This window comes from Rhodoglobus sp. G.S.4, assembly GCF_056619605.1.
The window spans coordinates 1,198,724-1,215,180 of the sequence record NZ_CM152748.1; the positions used below are offsets into that span (position 1 = coordinate 1,198,724).

Here is a 16,457-nt window from a genome sequence, read left to right on the forward strand (position 1 = left end):
GTGGTTGCTAAAAAACATTTATGGAGAGTTTGATCCTGGCTCAGGATGAACGCTGGCGGCGTGCTTAACACATGCAAGTCGAACGATGAAGCAGAGCTTGCTCTGTGGATTAGTGGCGAACGGGTGAGTAACACGTGAGTAACCTGCCCTTGACTCTGGAATAAGCGTTGGAAACGACGTCTAATACCGGATACGAGCTTCAGCCGCATGGCTAGGAGCTGGAAAGAATTTCGGTCAAGGATGGACTCGCGGCCTATCAGGTAGTTGGTGAGGTAATGGCTCACCAAGCCTACGACGGGTAGCCGGCCTGAGAGGGTGACCGGCCACACTGGAACTGAGACACGGTCCAGACTCCTACGGGAGGCAGCAGTGGGGAATATTGCACAATGGGCGCAAGCCTGATGCAGCAACGCCGCGTGAGGGACGACGGCCTTCGGGTTGTAAACCTCTTTTAGTAGGGAAGAAGCGATGTGCTTGTCACATCATGACGGTACCTGCAGAAAAAGCACCGGCTAACTACGTGCCAGCAGCCGCGGTAATACGTAGGGTGCAAGCGTTATCCGGAATTATTGGGCGTAAAGAGCTCGTAGGCGGTTTGTCGCGTCTGCTGTGAAAACTGGGGGCTCAACCCCCAGCCTGCAGTGGGTACGGGCAGACTAGAGTGCGGTAGGGGAGATTGGAATTCCTGGTGTAGCGGTGGAATGCGCAGATATCAGGAGGAACACCAATGGCGAAGGCAGATCTCTGGGCCGTTACTGACGCTGAGGAGCGAAAGCATGGGGAGCGAACAGGATTAGATACCCTGGTAGTCCATGCCGTAAACGTTGGGAACTAGATGTAGGGACCATTCCACGGTTTCTGTGTCGCAGCTAACGCATTAAGTTCCCCGCCTGGGGAGTACGGCCGCAAGGCTAAAACTCAAAGGAATTGACGGGGGCCCGCACAAGCGGCGGAGCATGCGGATTAATTCGATGCAACGCGAAGAACCTTACCAAGACTTGACATATACGAGAACGGGCTAGAAATAGTTCACTCTTTGGACACTCGTAAACAGGTGGTGCATGGTTGTCGTCAGCTCGTGTCGTGAGATGTTGGGTTAAGTCCCGCAACGAGCGCAACCCTCGTTCTTTGTTGCCAGCACGTAATGGTGGGAACTCAAAGGAGACTGCCGGGGTCAACTCGGAGGAAGGTGGGGATGACGTCAAATCATCATGCCCCTTATGTCTTGGGCTTCACGCATGCTACAATGGCCGATACAAAGGGCTGCAATACCGCAAGGTGGAGCGAATCCCAAAAAGTCGGTCTCAGTTCGGATTGAGGTCTGCAACTCGACCTCATGAAGTCGGAGTCGCTAGTAATCGCAGATCAGCAACGCTGCGGTGAATACGTTCCCGGGCCTTGTACACACCGCCCGTCAAGTCATGAAAGTCGGTAACACCCGAAGCCAGTGGCCTAACCCGCAAGGGGAGGAGCTGTCGAAGGTGGGATTGGTAATTAGGACTAAGTCGTAACAAGGTAGCCGTACCGGAAGGTGCGGCTGGATCACCTCCTTTCTAAGGAGCATGTGCAACGCGTTTTTTCGTCCCTGCGGTATACACAGGGTTAGTAGGAAACGCATTATGTTGCCAAGTCGTACTGCCCTGTTCGGGGTAGACGGCGCTCATGGGTGGAACATTGACATTGTGGCCAGAGGAACTATTTTCTCTTCAGTACGCTGACTTCGGTTGGTAGGAACGAGGGTTTATGGGGGTGCTGGTCTTTGCACGTTGTTGGGTCCTGAGGGACCGGGCTCGGACTGAAAGGTTCGTGTTCGTACCTTAGGACCTGGGACATCGAAAGGTGTCTTTGGGTCTGATGGATCCTGGTCTTGTTTCCTGCAGGTTGGGGGATGAGGGAGGATACCGCCCGTATTTTGAGAACTACACAGTGGACGCGAGCATCTTAGATTCGACCGAAAGGTCGGATCACAAGAAATAACAATTGCTGTCATGCCTTTGGGTGTGGCAGTTCATTGGTCAATCTCGGCATTTAGGTGCCGCGATCGATTCTTATACTCATGTGATATCAATTTTCTAAGAGCAAACGGTGGATGCCTTGGCATCTGGAGCCGAAGAAGGACGTATAAATCTGCGATAAGCCTCGGGGAGCTGATAATAGAGCTGTGATCCGAGGATTTCCGAATGGGGAAACCCCGCTGGGCGTTGCAAGACGACTCAGTGACTCCCGCCTGAATATATAGGGCGGGTAGAGGGAACGTGGGGAAGTGAAACATCTCAGTACCCACAGGAAGAGAAAACAACCGTGATTCCGTTAGTAGTGGCGAGCGAAACCGGAAGAGGCCAAACCGATCATGTGTGATAGCCGGCAGGCGTTGCATGGTCGGGGTAGTGGGACTTTTCAGCTGTTACTGCCGTACAGCAAGAATTACAAAGTGATATAGACGAAGTGGATTGAAAGCCACGCCATAGAGGGTGCCAGCCCCTTAGTCGAAATGTTGCAATGGTTCGAAGAGTATCCCAAGTAGCACGGGGCCCGAGAAATCCCGTGTGAATCTGTCAGGACCACCTGATAAGCCTAAATACTTCCAGATGACCGATAGCGGACAAGTACCGTGAGGGAAAGGTGAAAAGTACCCCGGGAGGGGAGTGAAATAGTACCTGAAACCGTTTGCTTACAAACCGTTGGAGCAGCCTTAGTAGCTGTGACAGCGTGCCTTTTGAAGAATGAGCCTGCGAGTTAGTGATCAGTGGCGAGGTTAACCCGTGTGGGGCAGCCGTAGCGAAAGCGAGTCTTAATAGGGCGAAATAGTCGCTGGTTCTAGACCCGAAGCGAAGTGATCTATCCATGGCCAGGTTGAAGCGTGTGTAAGAGCACGTGGAGGACCGAACCCACTTCAGTTGAAAATGGAGGGGATGAGCTGTGGATAGGGGTGAAAGGCCAATCAAACTTCGTGATAGCTGGTTCTCTCCGAAATGCATTTAGGTGCAGCGTTGCGTGTTTCTTGCCGGAGGTAGAGCTACTGGATAGCTGATGGGCCCTAAAAGGTTACTGACGTTAGCCAAACTCCGAATGCCGGTAAGTGAGAGCGCAGCAGTGAGACGGTGGGGGATAAGCTTCATCGTCGAGAGGGTAACAGCCCAGACTACCAACTAAGGTCCCCAAGCGTGTGCTAAGTGGGAAAGGATGTGGAGTTGCACAGACAACCAGGAGGTTGGCTTAGAAGCAGCCACCCTTGAAAGAGTGCGTAATAGCTCACTGGTCAAGTGATTCCGCGCCGACAATGTAACGGGGCTCAAGCACACCACCGAAGTTGTAGATTTCGTATTATAGGTAAGCCTTCGTGGTTCAGCCGTACGGAGTGGTAGGAGAGCGTCGTGTGGGCAGTGAAGCGGCGGTGTAAACCAGCCGTGGAGCCTACACGAGTGAGAATGCAGGCATGAGTAGCGAAAGACGGGCGAGAAACCCGTCCTCCGAATGATCAAGGGTTCCAGGGCCAGGCTAATCCGCCCTGGGTAAGTCGGGACCTAAGGCGAGGCCGACAGGCGTAGTCGATGGACAACGGGTTGATATTCCCGTACTGACGAAGAACCGTCCCAACTAATCCAGTAATGCTAAGTATCTGAATCCCCTAGACCAATCCCTTCGGGGTGAGGCGTGGGGCCTAGCGTACGACCCTATTCTGGTGCGGTTAGCGTATTAACAGGTGTGACGCAGGAAGGTAGCTGAGCCGGGCGATGGTTGTCCCGGTCTAAGGATGTAGGGCGAACGATAGGCAAATCCGTCGTTCATTAAGCCTGAGACCCGATGGGTAGTCGTCAAGACGAAATCAGTGATCCTATGCTGCCAAGAAAAGCATCGACGCGAGGTTCAAGTTACCCGTACCCCAAACCGACTCAGGTGATCAGGTAGAGAATACTAAGGAGATCGAGAGAATCGTGGTTAAGGAACTCGGCAAAATGCCCCCGTAACTTCGGGATAAGGGGGGCCTAAGGCGTGAACGGATTTACTCCGGGAGCGCTGCAGGGCCGCAGAGACCAGTGGGAAGCGACTGTTTACTAAAAACACAGGTCCGTGCTAAGTCGCAAGACGATGTATACGGACTGACGCCTGCCCGGTGCTGGAAGGTTAAGAGGAACGGTTAGTCGTAAGGCGAAGCTGTGAATTTAAGCCCCAGTAAACGGCGGTGGTAACTATAACCATCCTAAGGTAGCGAAATTCCTTGTCGGGTAAGTTCCGACCTGCACGAATGGCGTAACGACTTCCCAGCTGTCTCAACCGCGAACTCGGCGAAATTGCACTACGAGTAAAGATGCTCGTTACGCGCAGAAGGACGGAAAGACCCCGTGACCTTTACTATAGCTTTGTATTGGTGTTCGGTGTGGCCTGTGTAGGATAGGTGGGAGACTGTGAAGCTTGGACGCTAGTTCAGGTGGAGTCATTGTTGAAATACCACTCTGGTCATATTGGATATCTAACTTCGAACCGTGATCCGGTTCAGGGACAGTGCATGGTGGGTAGTTTAACTGGGGCGGTTGCCTCCCAAAAAGTAACGGAGGCGCCCAAAGGTTCCCTCAACCTGGTTGGTAATCAGGTGTCGAGTGTAAGTGCACAAGGGAGCTTGACTGTGAGACTGACAAGTCGAGCAGGGACGAAAGTCGGGACTAGTGATCCGGCAGTGGCTTGTGGAAGCGCTGTCGCTCAACGGATAAAAGGTACCTCGGGGATAACAGGCTGATCTTGCCCAAGAGTCCATATCGACGGCATGGTTTGGCACCTCGATGTCGGCTCGTCGCATCCTGGGGCTGGAGTAGGTCCCAAGGGTTGGGCTGTTCGCCCATTAAAGCGGTACGCGAGCTGGGTTTAGAACGTCGTGAGACAGTTCGGTCCCTATCCTCTGCGCGCGCAGGAAATTTGAGAAGATCTATCCCTAGTACGAGAGGACCGGGATGGACGAACCTCTGGTGTGTCAGTTGTTCCGCCAGGAGCACCGCTGATTAGCTACGTTCGGAATGGATAACCGCTGAAAGCATCTAAGCGGGAAGCCAGCTTCAAGATGAGATTTCCATGGCTTAGGCCGAGAGACTCGCAGCTAGACTACTGCGTTGATAGGCTGGATGTGGAAGCAGGGACTAACGACCTGTGGAGCTGACCAGTACTAATAAGTCGATAAATTGATAACACCCCACCTCACTGGGCAGTCTTTGACTGTCGAATGGTGACTGAGAAGAATTCTCGCGTCCACTTTGTGGTTCCCGATTTACGGTCGGGAACTGCGCCCAGCACACACTGCTGAGCCCCACCCTAGGTGGAAGCTCTGTGATGTGAACTGGCCCAGACTGATACATAAATCAATAGTGTTTCGGCGGCCATAGCGAGAGGGAAACGCCCGGTTACATTCCGAACCCGGAAGCTAAGACTCTCTGCGCCGATGGTACTGCAAGGGGGACCTTGTGGGAGAGTAGGACACCGCCGGACTTCAATTGTGAAATGGCCACCACTGTGTTTAATAGACACAGCGGGTGGCCATTTTGCGTTAAGTTCCATCCAGATTCAGGAGCAAAAAGTGAGTGATTCGTCAGGTAACGATGGGCGTCGCGACAGCCGACCCCACGGAAACCGCTCTGGCGCGCCTCGATCTGGTGGTCGACCCACCGGTGGGCGACCAGGAGAGGGCCGTCCAAGCGATGGAAGACCTCGCCGCGACAACGCCGCAGGTGGACCAGCCCGCGGCAAGCCCGCATCCGGATCCGATCGTCCTTGGCGCGCAAAGCCCGAAGGCGACGACACCCGTCCACCCCGCTCCGGCGACCGCGAGGGTCGCCCCGCACGGTCAAACGACGACACCCGCCCACCCCGCTCCGGCGACCGCGACAGTCGGCCGCAACGGTCAGGTGACCGCGATAGCCGGCCACCTCGTTCTGGTGACCGCCCCGATCGTGGCGACCGTTCAGGTCGTACCGAGCGCAGCGATCGCCCCGCACGCCCCGCACGCCCCCCACGCAACGACGGCTCCGGTCGCCCGGAACGTGGAGGTCGTCCCGACCGCGGATCCGGACGCAGCGATGGGCCCCCCGAGAAGCGTCTCTGGACCAAAGGCGGCGCCCCCGCACGCGGAGACCACAACGCCAGCGAACGCGAGCCAGAAGAAGATCGCGATCCCTTCGGCATCCGCTCCGTTCGCGCATTCCACCAGGCACCGGAAATTCCCGCGGGAATTACCCCAAAGATGCTTGATCGAATCGCATCCAATGAACTGAAGACTCTAAGCAAGGAAAACGCAGAAGGCGTAGCCCTGCACCTCGTCATGGTCTCGCAGCTCATCGAAAGTGATCCTGAGCTTGCGCACCAACACGCCATCTCTGCCGCTCGTCGAGCCGGCCGAATTGGTGTTGTGCGCGAAACCCTCGCAATCACCGCCTACGCAACAGAGGACTACGCCCTCGCGCTGCGCGAACTGCGCACCTACCGTCGCATCTCTGGTCGCGACGACCAACTACCGATGATGGTTGATAGCGAACGTGGCCTCGAACGCCCCGAGCGTGCACTCGAGCTCGGACGATCCGTGCGCCGAAGCACCCTGTCGACCGGCGTGCAGGTAGAGCTCGCGATCGCGATGTCTGGTGCTCGGCTCGACCTCGGTCAAGCCGAAGAAGCCCTGACCGAACTGCAGATTCCGCAACTCGACCCCACTAAAGCGTTCAGCTATAGCCCAGCACTCTTCGGTGCCTACGGCACTGTGCTCGAAGAACTCGGTCGCGAAGAAGAAGCAGCGATCTGGTTTGATCGTGCAGATGTCGCAGCCGACGCGCTCAACGACGATGACGATGCAACCATCGAAGTCGTTGAAGAAGAATTTGAGTACGAAATCGACGAAGTCACGTCTGAGGTCGACACTGCACCCGCCGCGGCATCCGAGACAGAAACTGAGAATGCTGATGAGCCTCTGGACGTCACTGACGAGACTGATGGGAACGAAGGCGAAAGCGGCGAGCGTGTCGACTAAGACACCGCTCACTGGAATTTCCCTAGTTCTTGCCGACCTCGACGGTGTTGTTTACCGGGGCGCTAACGCTATTCCTCACGCCGTCGACAGCATCAACGCGATAGAGGGCGCCCAGGTCGCGTACATCACCAACAATGCTTCGCGCACCGACGCATCCGTCGCCACTCATCTGAGTGAACTCGGATTGCGGGTCGAGGCGAACGACGTCGTCACGTCGCCCCAAGCGGCGATGACTCTTCTGCGCGAGTTGGTGCCAGCTGGTTCAACCGTCATGGTGGTTGGGGGAGACGGACTCACGAGCGAGCTCGAGAAGTCTGGCTTCATCGTCACACGCTCCGCCGAAGACTCGCCAGCCGCAGTCGTTCAGGGCTTTGCGCCCGATGTGGCGTGGACGCACCTCGCAGAAGCAGCGTTCGCTCTCAAAGGCGGCGACGACGGCATCCCGTGGGTTGCCACAAATACTGACTGGACCATTCCCCAAGCGCGCGGAACAGCACCAGGAAACGGCACCCTCGTTTCTGCCGTGCACACCGCCGTCGGCCGGCTACCCATCGTTGCCGGAAAGCCAGAAGTCGCAATTTTCGAAGAAGCGTTCCGACGCTACGAGTCCCGCAAAGCACTCATGATCGGCGACCGCCTCGACACCGACATTCTCGGTGCCAACAACTCAGGCATCCCGTCTCTGCTCGTCTTGACCGGTATCGATCAAGCCAAGCAAGTACTCGCAGCAATCCCCGAAGAGCGTCCAACGATGATCGTTGACGACCTGCGGGGGCTTCATGAGCCGTATCCGGAAACCGTAATTACGCACGACGGCGCCGCCGTAGTGACGACAGTGGGAACGGCGACAGTGCGCCTCGAAGCACAGCGCCTCACCGTGACAGCGGCCGGAACATCCATTGACCGGCTTCGAGCAGGAGCTGCAGCAATCTGGAATTCCGGGAGCGCCATCTACGCCCTTGAGGTTCCGGCGGAGCTATATTCGTGAGTATGAGCGATGAATCACCCGTCGACGGATTGATGTCACGACTGAGCCTGATCGAAGATCAACCGCTCGAGTCGAGGGCTGCAGCGTTCACGCAAATTCACGATGAACTGCAACAACAACTTGAGGGCAGGGACTCGTTCCCGCGTCATGGCTAGCACCCGGCTCGATGCTGCTCTGGCCGCGCGTGGTCTCGCCCGATCACGCACGCACGCCGCAAAACTGATCGCAGACAACCTCGTGACAGTGCAGGGCATTGCGGTGCCGAAAGCCTCGACACCGGTGACCGATGACCACGTTATCGAGGTTGCCGAGACCGATCACTATGTGAGCCGTGCCGCCCACAAGTTGGTTGCCGCGCTTGAGGCGTTCGGTATTGACGCCACAGACAGGCTCGCCCTCGATGTTGGCGCATCCACTGGCGGATTCACGCAAGTGCTACTCGAACGCGGGGCTCGCGAAGTAATCGCCCTTGACGTTGGGCATGGCCAACTCGTCGACCTGATTCGTTCGGATGCTCGAGTGCGGGTCATCGAACGCGAAAATGCGCGCTATCTCACTGCAGAGTCGCTTGCGGCGTTGAGCGGGACATCCGAAACTCCCACACTGGTGGTTTCTGATCTGTCGTTTATCTCATTGCGTACCGTAATTCCGGCGCTGTATGCGTCGGTGGGGGATGCCGCAGACTACGTTCTTCTCGTCAAGCCGCAGTTCGAGGTTGGTCGCACCAATATTCGCGAGGGCATTGTGCACGGCTCTGCTTTGCGTGACGAAGCAATCATGGGCGTGCTGTGGGCTGCTTGGGATGTGGGACTCGGCACGGCGGGCGTCGTCTCCTCCCCAATCGCCGGAAACGCAGGAAACCGTGAGTATCTTGTCTGGTTGAGTGCCCCGAACGGCAGCAACCCGACAGAGTGGATAACGCGGGTTGCTGCCATCGCCTAAGCGGTAAGGGGCTCGAGTCCGGCTACTGGCTGCTGGCAGCCTCGATAGCTGCCAGAGCGGCACGAAGTCGTTCATCTGCTTGATCAGCAACCGCTTGTACTGCTGGCACAGAGCTGAGTTGGACCATGGTTTGCGGGTTGATCGCTTGAACCGTAGTCGACTTGGCAGACTCGCTTCGTCGGATGACGACGTTGCAGGGCAGTAGCAGGCCCATGTCGGGGTCGGCGGCGAGTGCTTGCTCGGCAAGGGCCGGGTTGCACGCGCCCAAGATCAAGTAGTCGCCGACCGCAGCTGCACTCTCGGCGCCAAGCTTTGTGGTGAAGGTCGCTCGGATGTCGATTTCGGTGAGGACGCCGAACCCTTGGTTCGCTAGTTCTTGCTTCGTCGCGGCGATTGCTTCCTCGTAGGGCAATGAAACTGTGATGGTGTGCGCATAGTTCATGGTTATCTCCTTTGCTAGTTCGCGGTGATGATTCCCATCATCCCGTTGTCTTCGTGGTCGAGTATGTGGCAGTGGTAGACGGTTTTTCCGCTGAAGTCCTCGAACGCGATCCGCACGCGCGTAGTGCTTCGGGCAGGAATGTTTACGACGTCTTGCCACATGATCGAGTCGACGGGTTGCCCGTCTTGTTCGATGACTTGCATGGGCCAGACGTGCAGGTGCAGCGGATGATCGAGAGTGCTGGTATTGGTTAGCAACCATTCCTCGACGCTGTCGAATTGGACAGTGGTGTCGACGCGGGCGGCATCAAATTCGCGGCCGTTGATCGTGGGCGACATCATGCCTGCTCCCATCCCGCCGCCCATTCCCATTGCAAACACCAGCTCGCGTTTTGCGGTTGTGGTAGCAATGCGGAGGTCACGCTGGGCAGGTTGGCTGGGGAGAGCAGGCTGGCCGGCGATGGCATCCCCGGCCACGCTGAAGCTGGCCAGTGTGATGTCTTCAGCGGCAGGCGATCCGCCTCCCATCATCATTCCGCCGTTTGATCCGCGATCGTATCTCAGGGTTCGTAGTTTGGACATGCCAGCGCTGCCCGTGACGATGAGGTCGGCTCGGTTGCCCGGGGCCAGCACGATTTCGTCGACTTCCCGAGGCGATTCAAAGCGCCCAGAGTCGATGCCGAGCAGAGTCAATTGCTGTCCGTCGAGTCGAAGTCGCAAGTAGCGGGAGACGCTGGCGTTGACGATGCGCCACCGCTCGCGTTCACCGGGGCGGGCGGTCATGTCTGGAGTGAGTTGTCCGTTGACAAGCACGAGATCTCCCTCCCGCCCAGACATCTCTTCCCTCGGAGACGCCGCTGGAATATTTCCCGTTGAGCTGATGGTGATGTCGGAGATGACGAGGAGGCGTTCTCGGTCAGCGGGGATCGGTTCGGGGTCTTCGACGATGATGGCGCCGTAGAGCCCGCCGAACACTTGCTCCGCGACGAAACCGTGAAGGTGCGGGTGATACCAGTACACGCCGGGAGGATGGTCGGCTGGCAACGTGTACTGGTAATCGAATGATTCGCCTGCTGCGACCGTGACGAACACGTTGTCGCTGTTGCCGTTCGGGGAGATATGGAGCCCGTGCACGTGCAGATTGCTGGGGTCGGCTAAGCCATTTTTCAGGCTCACAGCGAGGGTGTCTCCCGCGCGAACGCGCAGGGTGGGACCTGGCAGGCCACCGTTGTAGCTCAGTGCGTTCACGTCGCGGCCAGCAATGCTCACTCGTTGGGGCGACGACGTGAGGTCCAGAGTGAGCGCGCCGTCTCTGCTGCGCAACTCGACGGGCTCTGTAAAGGTGTTGCCGGATTCTGTTCCCGACGATGAGTTAGATGAGGGGCCCTGATTGAAAAAGACACCGGTAGCGCCCACCGCGACACTGGCGATCCCGACTCCGCCGAGGATCAGCGCGTTACGTCGGCTGATTTCGGACATTACGGGGACTCGTTGAGCACTCGAAGGTGTTCTCGGTATTGTTCCGCGGTGAGCTCCCCGCGAGCGAAACGTTCTTCGAGGATTCGTTTGGCGCCAGAGGTATCAGAGTGCCTCGGATTCTCAGGTGTTCCCTCGCTGCTGGACTTGCTCGACGCTAAACGAACAATGACATAGATGAGCAGGGCGACGCCGGCAAGTGCCAGCAGCCCGTATCCCCAAGCCCATCCCATATTTCCGTAGCCCCACATCATCAGATTTGGTTCCTTTCGCTTGGGATTGTGCCGTGCGGGCCACGATACCCCCGGTGGTATACAGGAGGCTGTGTGCCAACCGATTCGGCACCCGGACGAAAATTGCCCGCTGGCGCGAGCAATATCCCCAGAATCGTGTGCAACGCGCACTTGTCGGTGGGAATCGGACAGAATGGTTAACGCAGATCTCCGCCATTGCTTTGGTCGGGGTTTGAGTCAGCGCGACACGAGTCGTCAATCACTACCAACGAGAGGTGCACGGTGCAGTCCGAGAACTCTCACGCTTCCGATCGCCACATCCTAGTTATTGCTCACACCGGTCGAGCTGAGTCATTGACGGCCGCGATCTCTGTGTGCCATCAACTCATCACCGCAGGCATCGTGCCCGTATTAGCGCCCGATAGCTACGAAACTATTCTTCAAGCTGAACCAGATCTCTCTCCGATATCTCGCCTCGGCAACGAAGTCGAAACGGGTGAACTTGAGCTCGTCATCGTGCTCGGTGGTGACGGCACGATTCTGCGTGCGGCCGAACTGACCCGTGGCTGCAGTGCGCCGCTACTCGGTGTTAATCTCGGTCACGTCGGATTCCTGGCAGAAAGCGAACGCGAAGAGCTCACTTCCACTGTGGAGCGTGCTCTGGCGCGCGACTACCTCGTTGAAGAGCGCATGACGCTCTCGGTGCGGGTGAAGGTTGACTCCGAAGTCGTCTACGAAACGTGGGCGCTCAACGAAGCAACGGTAGAAAAAGCCAGCCGAGAGCGGATGCTCGAAGTCGTCATCGAGGTCGACGGCCGACCCCTCTCATCCTTTGGTTGCGACGGCGTCGTCATGTCGACCCCCACCGGCTCAACCGCATACTCCTTCTCGGCCGGCGGACCCATCGTCTGGCCAAGTCTTGACGCCATCCTGCTTGTTCCCCTCAGCGCCCACGCTCTTTTTGCCCGACCGATTGTTGTTGGCCCCGATTCTGCGCTTGCCGTCGAAGTGATGGACCGCAACATGGGGATCGGTGTTCTCTGGTGTGATGGCCGCCGTGCCCACGATCTTCCGCGCGGCGCTCGAGTAGTCGTTCGCCGGTCACCCGTTCCCGTGCGCCTCGCGCGCCTCGCACAGGGGCCGTTCACCGATCGACTCGTAGAGAAATTCAACCTGCCCGTATACGGATGGCGTGGCCCAGCTTCGGAGGAGGGACCCCAGTCGTGATCGAAGAGATCTCCATTCGCGATCTCGGAGTGATCGCATCAGCACGTCTCCCACTCGGCCCCGGATTTACCGCGCTCACGGGTGAAACGGGTGCGGGTAAAACCATGGTGGTCACAGCCCTTGGGCTTCTGTTGGGGGAGCGCGCCGATGCGGCAGCGATCCGTGCGGACAGCGACCAAGCATCCGTTGAAGGGCGCTGGGTCATTGACCCGAAGTCTGCCGTTGCCGAGCGAGTACGCGATGCCGGTGGTGATCTTGATGATGGCGAACTGCTGCTCGTGCGCACTCTGTCACGTGAGGGTCGCAGTCGTGCTGTTGTTGGCGGCCGCAGTGCTCCTGTCGGGGTGCTGACGGAGCTTGGTGACCAGCTTGTTGTTGTGCACGGGCAATCCGATCAGATTCGTCTCAAGTCAGCGACGGCTCAGCGCAATGCGCTCGATCGTTTCGCTGGAGCCGAATTGGCAACCGTGCTTGAGCAGTACCAAACCGTCTTCCGCCGCTGGCAGTCTGCCCAGGGCGAACTCGATGTGCTCGTAGCCGAAGGCGATCTGCGCAGTCGGGAAGCCGAAGAACTACGCGTGGCCATTGATGAGATCGAGGCTGCTGACGTTCGCCGCGGTGAAGATGTTGAACTCACCGAGCGTGCCGATCGACTCGCCAACCTTGAAGGCCTCCGTCTCGCAGCCGAAGGCGCCCACGCGGTGTTGTCGGCGGATGCCGCAGACGAGAGCTCCGATGTGGTTGCCCAGCTTGCCGCGGCCTATCGAGGGCTTGAGCGTGTTGCTGAGCATGACGCCCAACTCGGGTCGATCGCGGAAGCCCTTGCCGCGGCATCCATCACTCTCGGTGAAATCGCGACCGATCTTGCCAGCTATCTTGCGAGCCTCGATTCAGATGGCAGCCGCGAACTTGAACAGGTCGAAGAACGACGCAGCCAACTTGCCGCCCTCGTACGCAAACACGGAAGCAACCTCGACGATGTTGTCGACGTGCTCGATACTGGCAGTCAGCGACTACTGGAACTCGACAACGATTCCACTCGCATTGATACGCTCCGTGCTCAAGTGGAAGCCGATCAGGCCGAACTCATTGCCCTCGCAGCGAACGTCAGCGACGTGCGTACAAGCAGTGCACAGCGACTCTCCGCCGAAGTCACCAACGAACTTGCGCAACTCGCCATGGCCAATGCCGAGATCGTCGTCACCGTTGAAGATCGCAGCGACTACTCGCTGAGCGGAAAAGACGAAGTGTCGATACTGCTTCGCCCACACCCCGGAGCGCCACCGCGCCCGCTCGGAAAAGGCGCATCCGGGGGAGAGCTCTCCCGCGTCATGCTTGCCATCGAAGTTGTCATTGCCGGCAACGACCCCGTGCCCACCTTCATCTTTGACGAAGTGGATGCCGGAGTCGGCGGTGCAGCCGCCATCGAAATCGGAAAACGTTTAGCCCAGCTGAGCCGCACCGCTCAAGTGATCGTTGTCACCCACCTTGCCCAGGTTGCCGCGTTTGCCGACAACCACCTCAGCGTCATCAAGGGCGACGACGGCTCAGTCACGGCATCCAGCGTTCACCAGCTCGAAGGAGAGGCGCGAATCGCCGAAATGGCGCGACTGCTCTCCGGCCTTCCCGACTCCGAATCGGGGCTCGCCCACGCTCGCGAACTCATCAACACCGCGCACGAACTGGAGAAGGCAAATCGCTAACGCAGAGCCTCTGTTGTGTCTCGAGCCTGTTAAGCCGATAACGAAACGCCCCAACAGCGCAACTTAAACGCCAGTCGTGAGATACGATAGAACCCCGTGGTGGACAATAAAAATGCGGTCGTAACAAAGCACATCTTCGTCACCGGAGGAGTCGTCTCTTCTCTCGGTAAAGGCCTCACGGCGGCGAGTCTCGGAAACCTGCTGACAGCACGCGGGCTCCGCGTCGTCATGCAGAAGCTGGATCCCTATCTGAACGTGGATCCCGGCACCATGAACCCCTTCCAACACGGTGAAGTCTTCGTCACCGATGATGGCGCCGAAACCGACCTCGACATCGGACACTACGAGCGCTTCCTCGACATCAAGCTCAACCAAGCAGCGAACGTCACTACCGGACAGATCTACTCCGAAGTGATCGCCAAAGAACGTCGCGGCGAATATCTGGGCGACACCGTGCAGGTGATTCCGCACATCACCGACGAAATCAAGCGCCGTATGCGCCTGCAGGCCGCCGGCCCGTTCGACGATGAAAACCCCCAGCCTGACGTCATCATCACCGAAATTGGTGGAACCGTCGGCGACATCGAAAGCCTCCCGTTCATCGAATCTGCTCGGCAGGTGCGCCACGAACTCGGGCGCAAGAACGTATTCTTCGTGCACGTTTCACTCGTGCCGTTCATGGCCGCCTCTGGCGAGCAGAAGACCAAGCCGACCCAGCACTCCGTCGCCGCGCTGCGCTCGATCGGTATCCAGCCCGACGCGCTCGTTCTGCGCAGTGACCGCCCCGTCTCCGAGTCCAACAAGCGCAAGATCGCGCTCATGTGTGACGTTGAAGAAGACGCCGTCGTCAACGCCACCGACGCCTCCAGCATCTACGACATCCCCGAAATGTTGCACAGCCAGGGACTCGACGCCTACATCATCAACCAGCTCGGCCTCGACGAAGCAAAGTCAGTGAACTGGGATGGCTGGAACGAGCTTCTCGAAGTCGTTCACAACCCTAAGCACGAAGCCACCATCGGTCTTGTCGGCAAATATATCGACCTGCCCGACGCCTACCTCTCGGTCACCGAAGCACTGCGTGCCGGTGGCTTCGCGAACAATGCGAAGGTCAACATTCGTTGGGTTCCTTCCGACGAATGCGAAACTCCAGAAGGCGCAGCCAAGAACCTCTCCGACCTTGATGGCATTGTCGTTCCAGGCGGATTCGGCGTTCGCGGCATCGAAGGCAAGCTCGGAGCGCTCAAATTCGTTCGCGAGAACGGCATCCCCACTCTCGGGATTTGCCTCGGGCTGCAGTGCATGGTCATTGAATACGCCCGCGACATGGCCGGCCTCGAAGGTGCATCCTCGACCGAGTTTGACGCCGACAGCAAGTACCCGGTTATCGCGACCATGGCCGAACAGGTCGACATCATTGCCGGGGGAGACATGGGCGGCACGATGCGCCTCGGTCTCTACAACGCCAACCTTGAGCCGGGCTCGATCGTAGAAGAAATCTACGGCGCACCGACCGCGGCCGAGCGTCACCGTCACCGCTATGAAGTAAACAACGAATACCGCCAGCAGATTGCGGATGCCGGACTCACGTTCTCCGGAATCTCACCAGACCGCACGCTCGTCGAATTTGTTGAGCTGCCGCGCGAAGTTCACCCCTACTACGTGGGAACTCAGGCACACCCCGAGCTCCTATCTCGCCCCAACCGCGCCCACCCGCTATTCCGCGGACTGGTTGCCGCAGCGATCGAGCGCCAAAAAGCAAACCGCCTCTTTGAGGTGACTGAGCAGGATGATGCATAACGAACTCAGCGACGACCGCGTCACCCCACACCTGCTGAACACTGAAACAGTGTTCAGTGGTCACGTGTGGAACGTTGACCGCGAACGTTTTGAGTTAGAGGGATCAGAAATTACCCGCGAGTTTGTCAATCACACGGGTGCTGTTGCGGTGCTTGCTCTGGATGAGCGTGACCGGGTCCTCCTGATCAAGCAATACCGGCATCCGGTGCGCGTTCGCGATTGGGAACTGCCAGCGGGATTGCTCGACGTTGAGAACGAGTCGCCACTGGTTGCCGCTCAGCGCGAGTTCGCCGAAGAGACCGATTTGCAGGCTGAATCGTGGCACGTGCTCAGTGAAATGCTGACCTCGCCGGGCGGAAGCAATGAAGCGGTGCGCATCTACCTTGCGCGCGGTGTGAGCGCAACGGGCGAAACCTTTGACCGTTTTGCCGAAGAAGCGGGCATCGAAATGCGCTGGGTTCCTCTCGAGGATGCGGTTGACGCGGTGCTTGACCGTCGCATCCAGAACTCGATTCTGTGCATGGGACTGCTTGCGGCCCAGATCGGACGCGACCGCGGCTGGAACACCCTCGGTACTGCCGATGAGCCCTGGCCGCGGCATCCGCGAAACTACGACGAGTAATTCACGCGAGTAGTTGAATCAG

11 protein-coding genes and 3 rRNA genes are annotated in these 16,457 nt (G+C 58.1%); 11 read left to right on the forward strand and 3 right to left on the reverse strand.

What is annotated here, in order from left to right; translation table 11 throughout:
- Window positions 1–17: 17 nt before the first annotated feature.
- The 7 genes from AC061P_RS05800 (at window position 18) to AC061P_RS05830 (ending at window position 8,933) form a co-directional block, all read left to right on the forward strand.
- Window positions 18–1,553, forward strand: a 16S ribosomal RNA gene (locus AC061P_RS05800).
- Between the two features lie 509 nt (window positions 1,554–2,062).
- A 23S ribosomal RNA gene (locus AC061P_RS05805) occupies window positions 2,063–5,179 on the forward strand.
- Window positions 5,180–5,358: 179 nt separating this feature from the next.
- Window positions 5,359–5,475: ribosomal RNA gene (gene rrf, locus AC061P_RS05810) — 5S ribosomal RNA — on the forward strand.
- Together the 16S, 23S and 5S rRNA genes form the textbook arrangement of a ribosomal RNA operon.
- Before the next feature lie 88 nt (window positions 5,476–5,563).
- Complete coding sequence (locus AC061P_RS05815; protein WP_480392043.1) at window positions 5,564–7,003, forward strand: hypothetical protein; 1,440 nt, start codon at window positions 5,564–5,566, stop codon at window positions 7,001–7,003.
- On the forward strand, window positions 6,966–7,991 hold the full coding sequence (locus tag AC061P_RS05820; RefSeq protein ID WP_480392164.1) for an HAD-IIA family hydrolase: 1,026 nt from the start codon (window positions 6,966–6,968) through the stop codon (window positions 7,989–7,991). The genes AC061P_RS05815 and AC061P_RS05820 overlap by 38 nt, the downstream gene beginning before the upstream one ends.
- Before the next feature lie 2 nt (window positions 7,992–7,993).
- Window positions 7,994–8,146, forward strand: a complete 153-nt coding sequence (locus tag AC061P_RS05825) for a hypothetical protein (RefSeq protein WP_341952173.1) — start codon at window positions 7,994–7,996, stop codon at window positions 8,144–8,146.
- Complete coding sequence (locus tag AC061P_RS05830) at window positions 8,139–8,933, forward strand: TlyA family RNA methyltransferase (protein ID WP_449646459.1); 795 nt, start codon at window positions 8,139–8,141, stop codon at window positions 8,931–8,933. Before AC061P_RS05825 ends, AC061P_RS05830 begins: the two co-directional genes overlap by 8 nt.
- A 22-nt stretch (window positions 8,934–8,955) precedes the next feature.
- On the opposite strand, the gene AC061P_RS05835 is transcribed toward AC061P_RS05830, so the two are convergent.
- The 3 genes from AC061P_RS05835 to AC061P_RS05845 are packed head-to-tail and all read right to left on the reverse strand — an operon-like array spanning window position 8,956 to window position 11,104.
- On the reverse strand, window positions 8,956–9,375 hold the full coding sequence (locus tag AC061P_RS05835) for a DUF302 domain-containing protein (RefSeq protein ID WP_449646460.1): 420 nt from the start codon (window positions 9,373–9,375) through the stop codon (window positions 8,956–8,958).
- Between the two features lie 14 nt (window positions 9,376–9,389).
- The gene (locus AC061P_RS05840; protein ID WP_480392044.1) at window positions 9,390–10,853 is read right to left on the reverse strand and encodes a multicopper oxidase family protein; all 1,464 of its coding nucleotides are present in this window, start codon (window positions 10,851–10,853) and stop codon (window positions 9,390–9,392) included.
- Window positions 10,853–11,104, reverse strand: a complete 252-nt coding sequence (locus AC061P_RS05845; protein WP_480392045.1) for an SHOCT domain-containing protein — start codon at window positions 11,102–11,104, stop codon at window positions 10,853–10,855. Before AC061P_RS05845 ends, AC061P_RS05840 begins: the two co-directional genes overlap by 1 nt.
- A 261-nt stretch (window positions 11,105–11,365) precedes the next feature.
- Here AC061P_RS05845 and AC061P_RS05850 point away from each other — a divergent pair, with 261 nt between their 5' ends.
- The 4 genes from AC061P_RS05850 (at window position 11,366) to AC061P_RS05865 (ending at window position 16,435) form a co-directional block, all read left to right on the forward strand.
- On the forward strand, window positions 11,366–12,310 hold the full coding sequence (locus tag AC061P_RS05850) for an NAD kinase (protein ID WP_480392046.1): 945 nt from the start codon (window positions 11,366–11,368) through the stop codon (window positions 12,308–12,310).
- Window positions 12,307–14,013 carry a DNA repair protein RecN gene (gene recN / locus AC061P_RS05855; RefSeq protein WP_480392047.1) on the forward strand — a complete coding sequence of 569 codons (1,707 nt, stop codon included), beginning with the start codon at window positions 12,307–12,309 and terminating at the stop codon, window positions 14,011–14,013. The genes AC061P_RS05850 and recN overlap by 4 nt, the downstream gene beginning before the upstream one ends.
- 96 nt (window positions 14,014–14,109) lie before the next feature.
- Window positions 14,110–15,813 (forward strand): CTP synthase, encoded by a 1,704-nt coding sequence (locus tag AC061P_RS05860; RefSeq protein WP_449646465.1) that lies wholly within the window; start codon window positions 14,110–14,112, stop codon window positions 15,811–15,813.
- The gene (locus AC061P_RS05865; RefSeq protein WP_480392048.1) at window positions 15,803–16,435 is read left to right on the forward strand and encodes an NUDIX domain-containing protein; all 633 of its coding nucleotides are present in this window, start codon (window positions 15,803–15,805) and stop codon (window positions 16,433–16,435) included. Before AC061P_RS05860 ends, AC061P_RS05865 begins: the two co-directional genes overlap by 11 nt.
- Window positions 16,436–16,457: the final 22 nt, after the last annotated feature.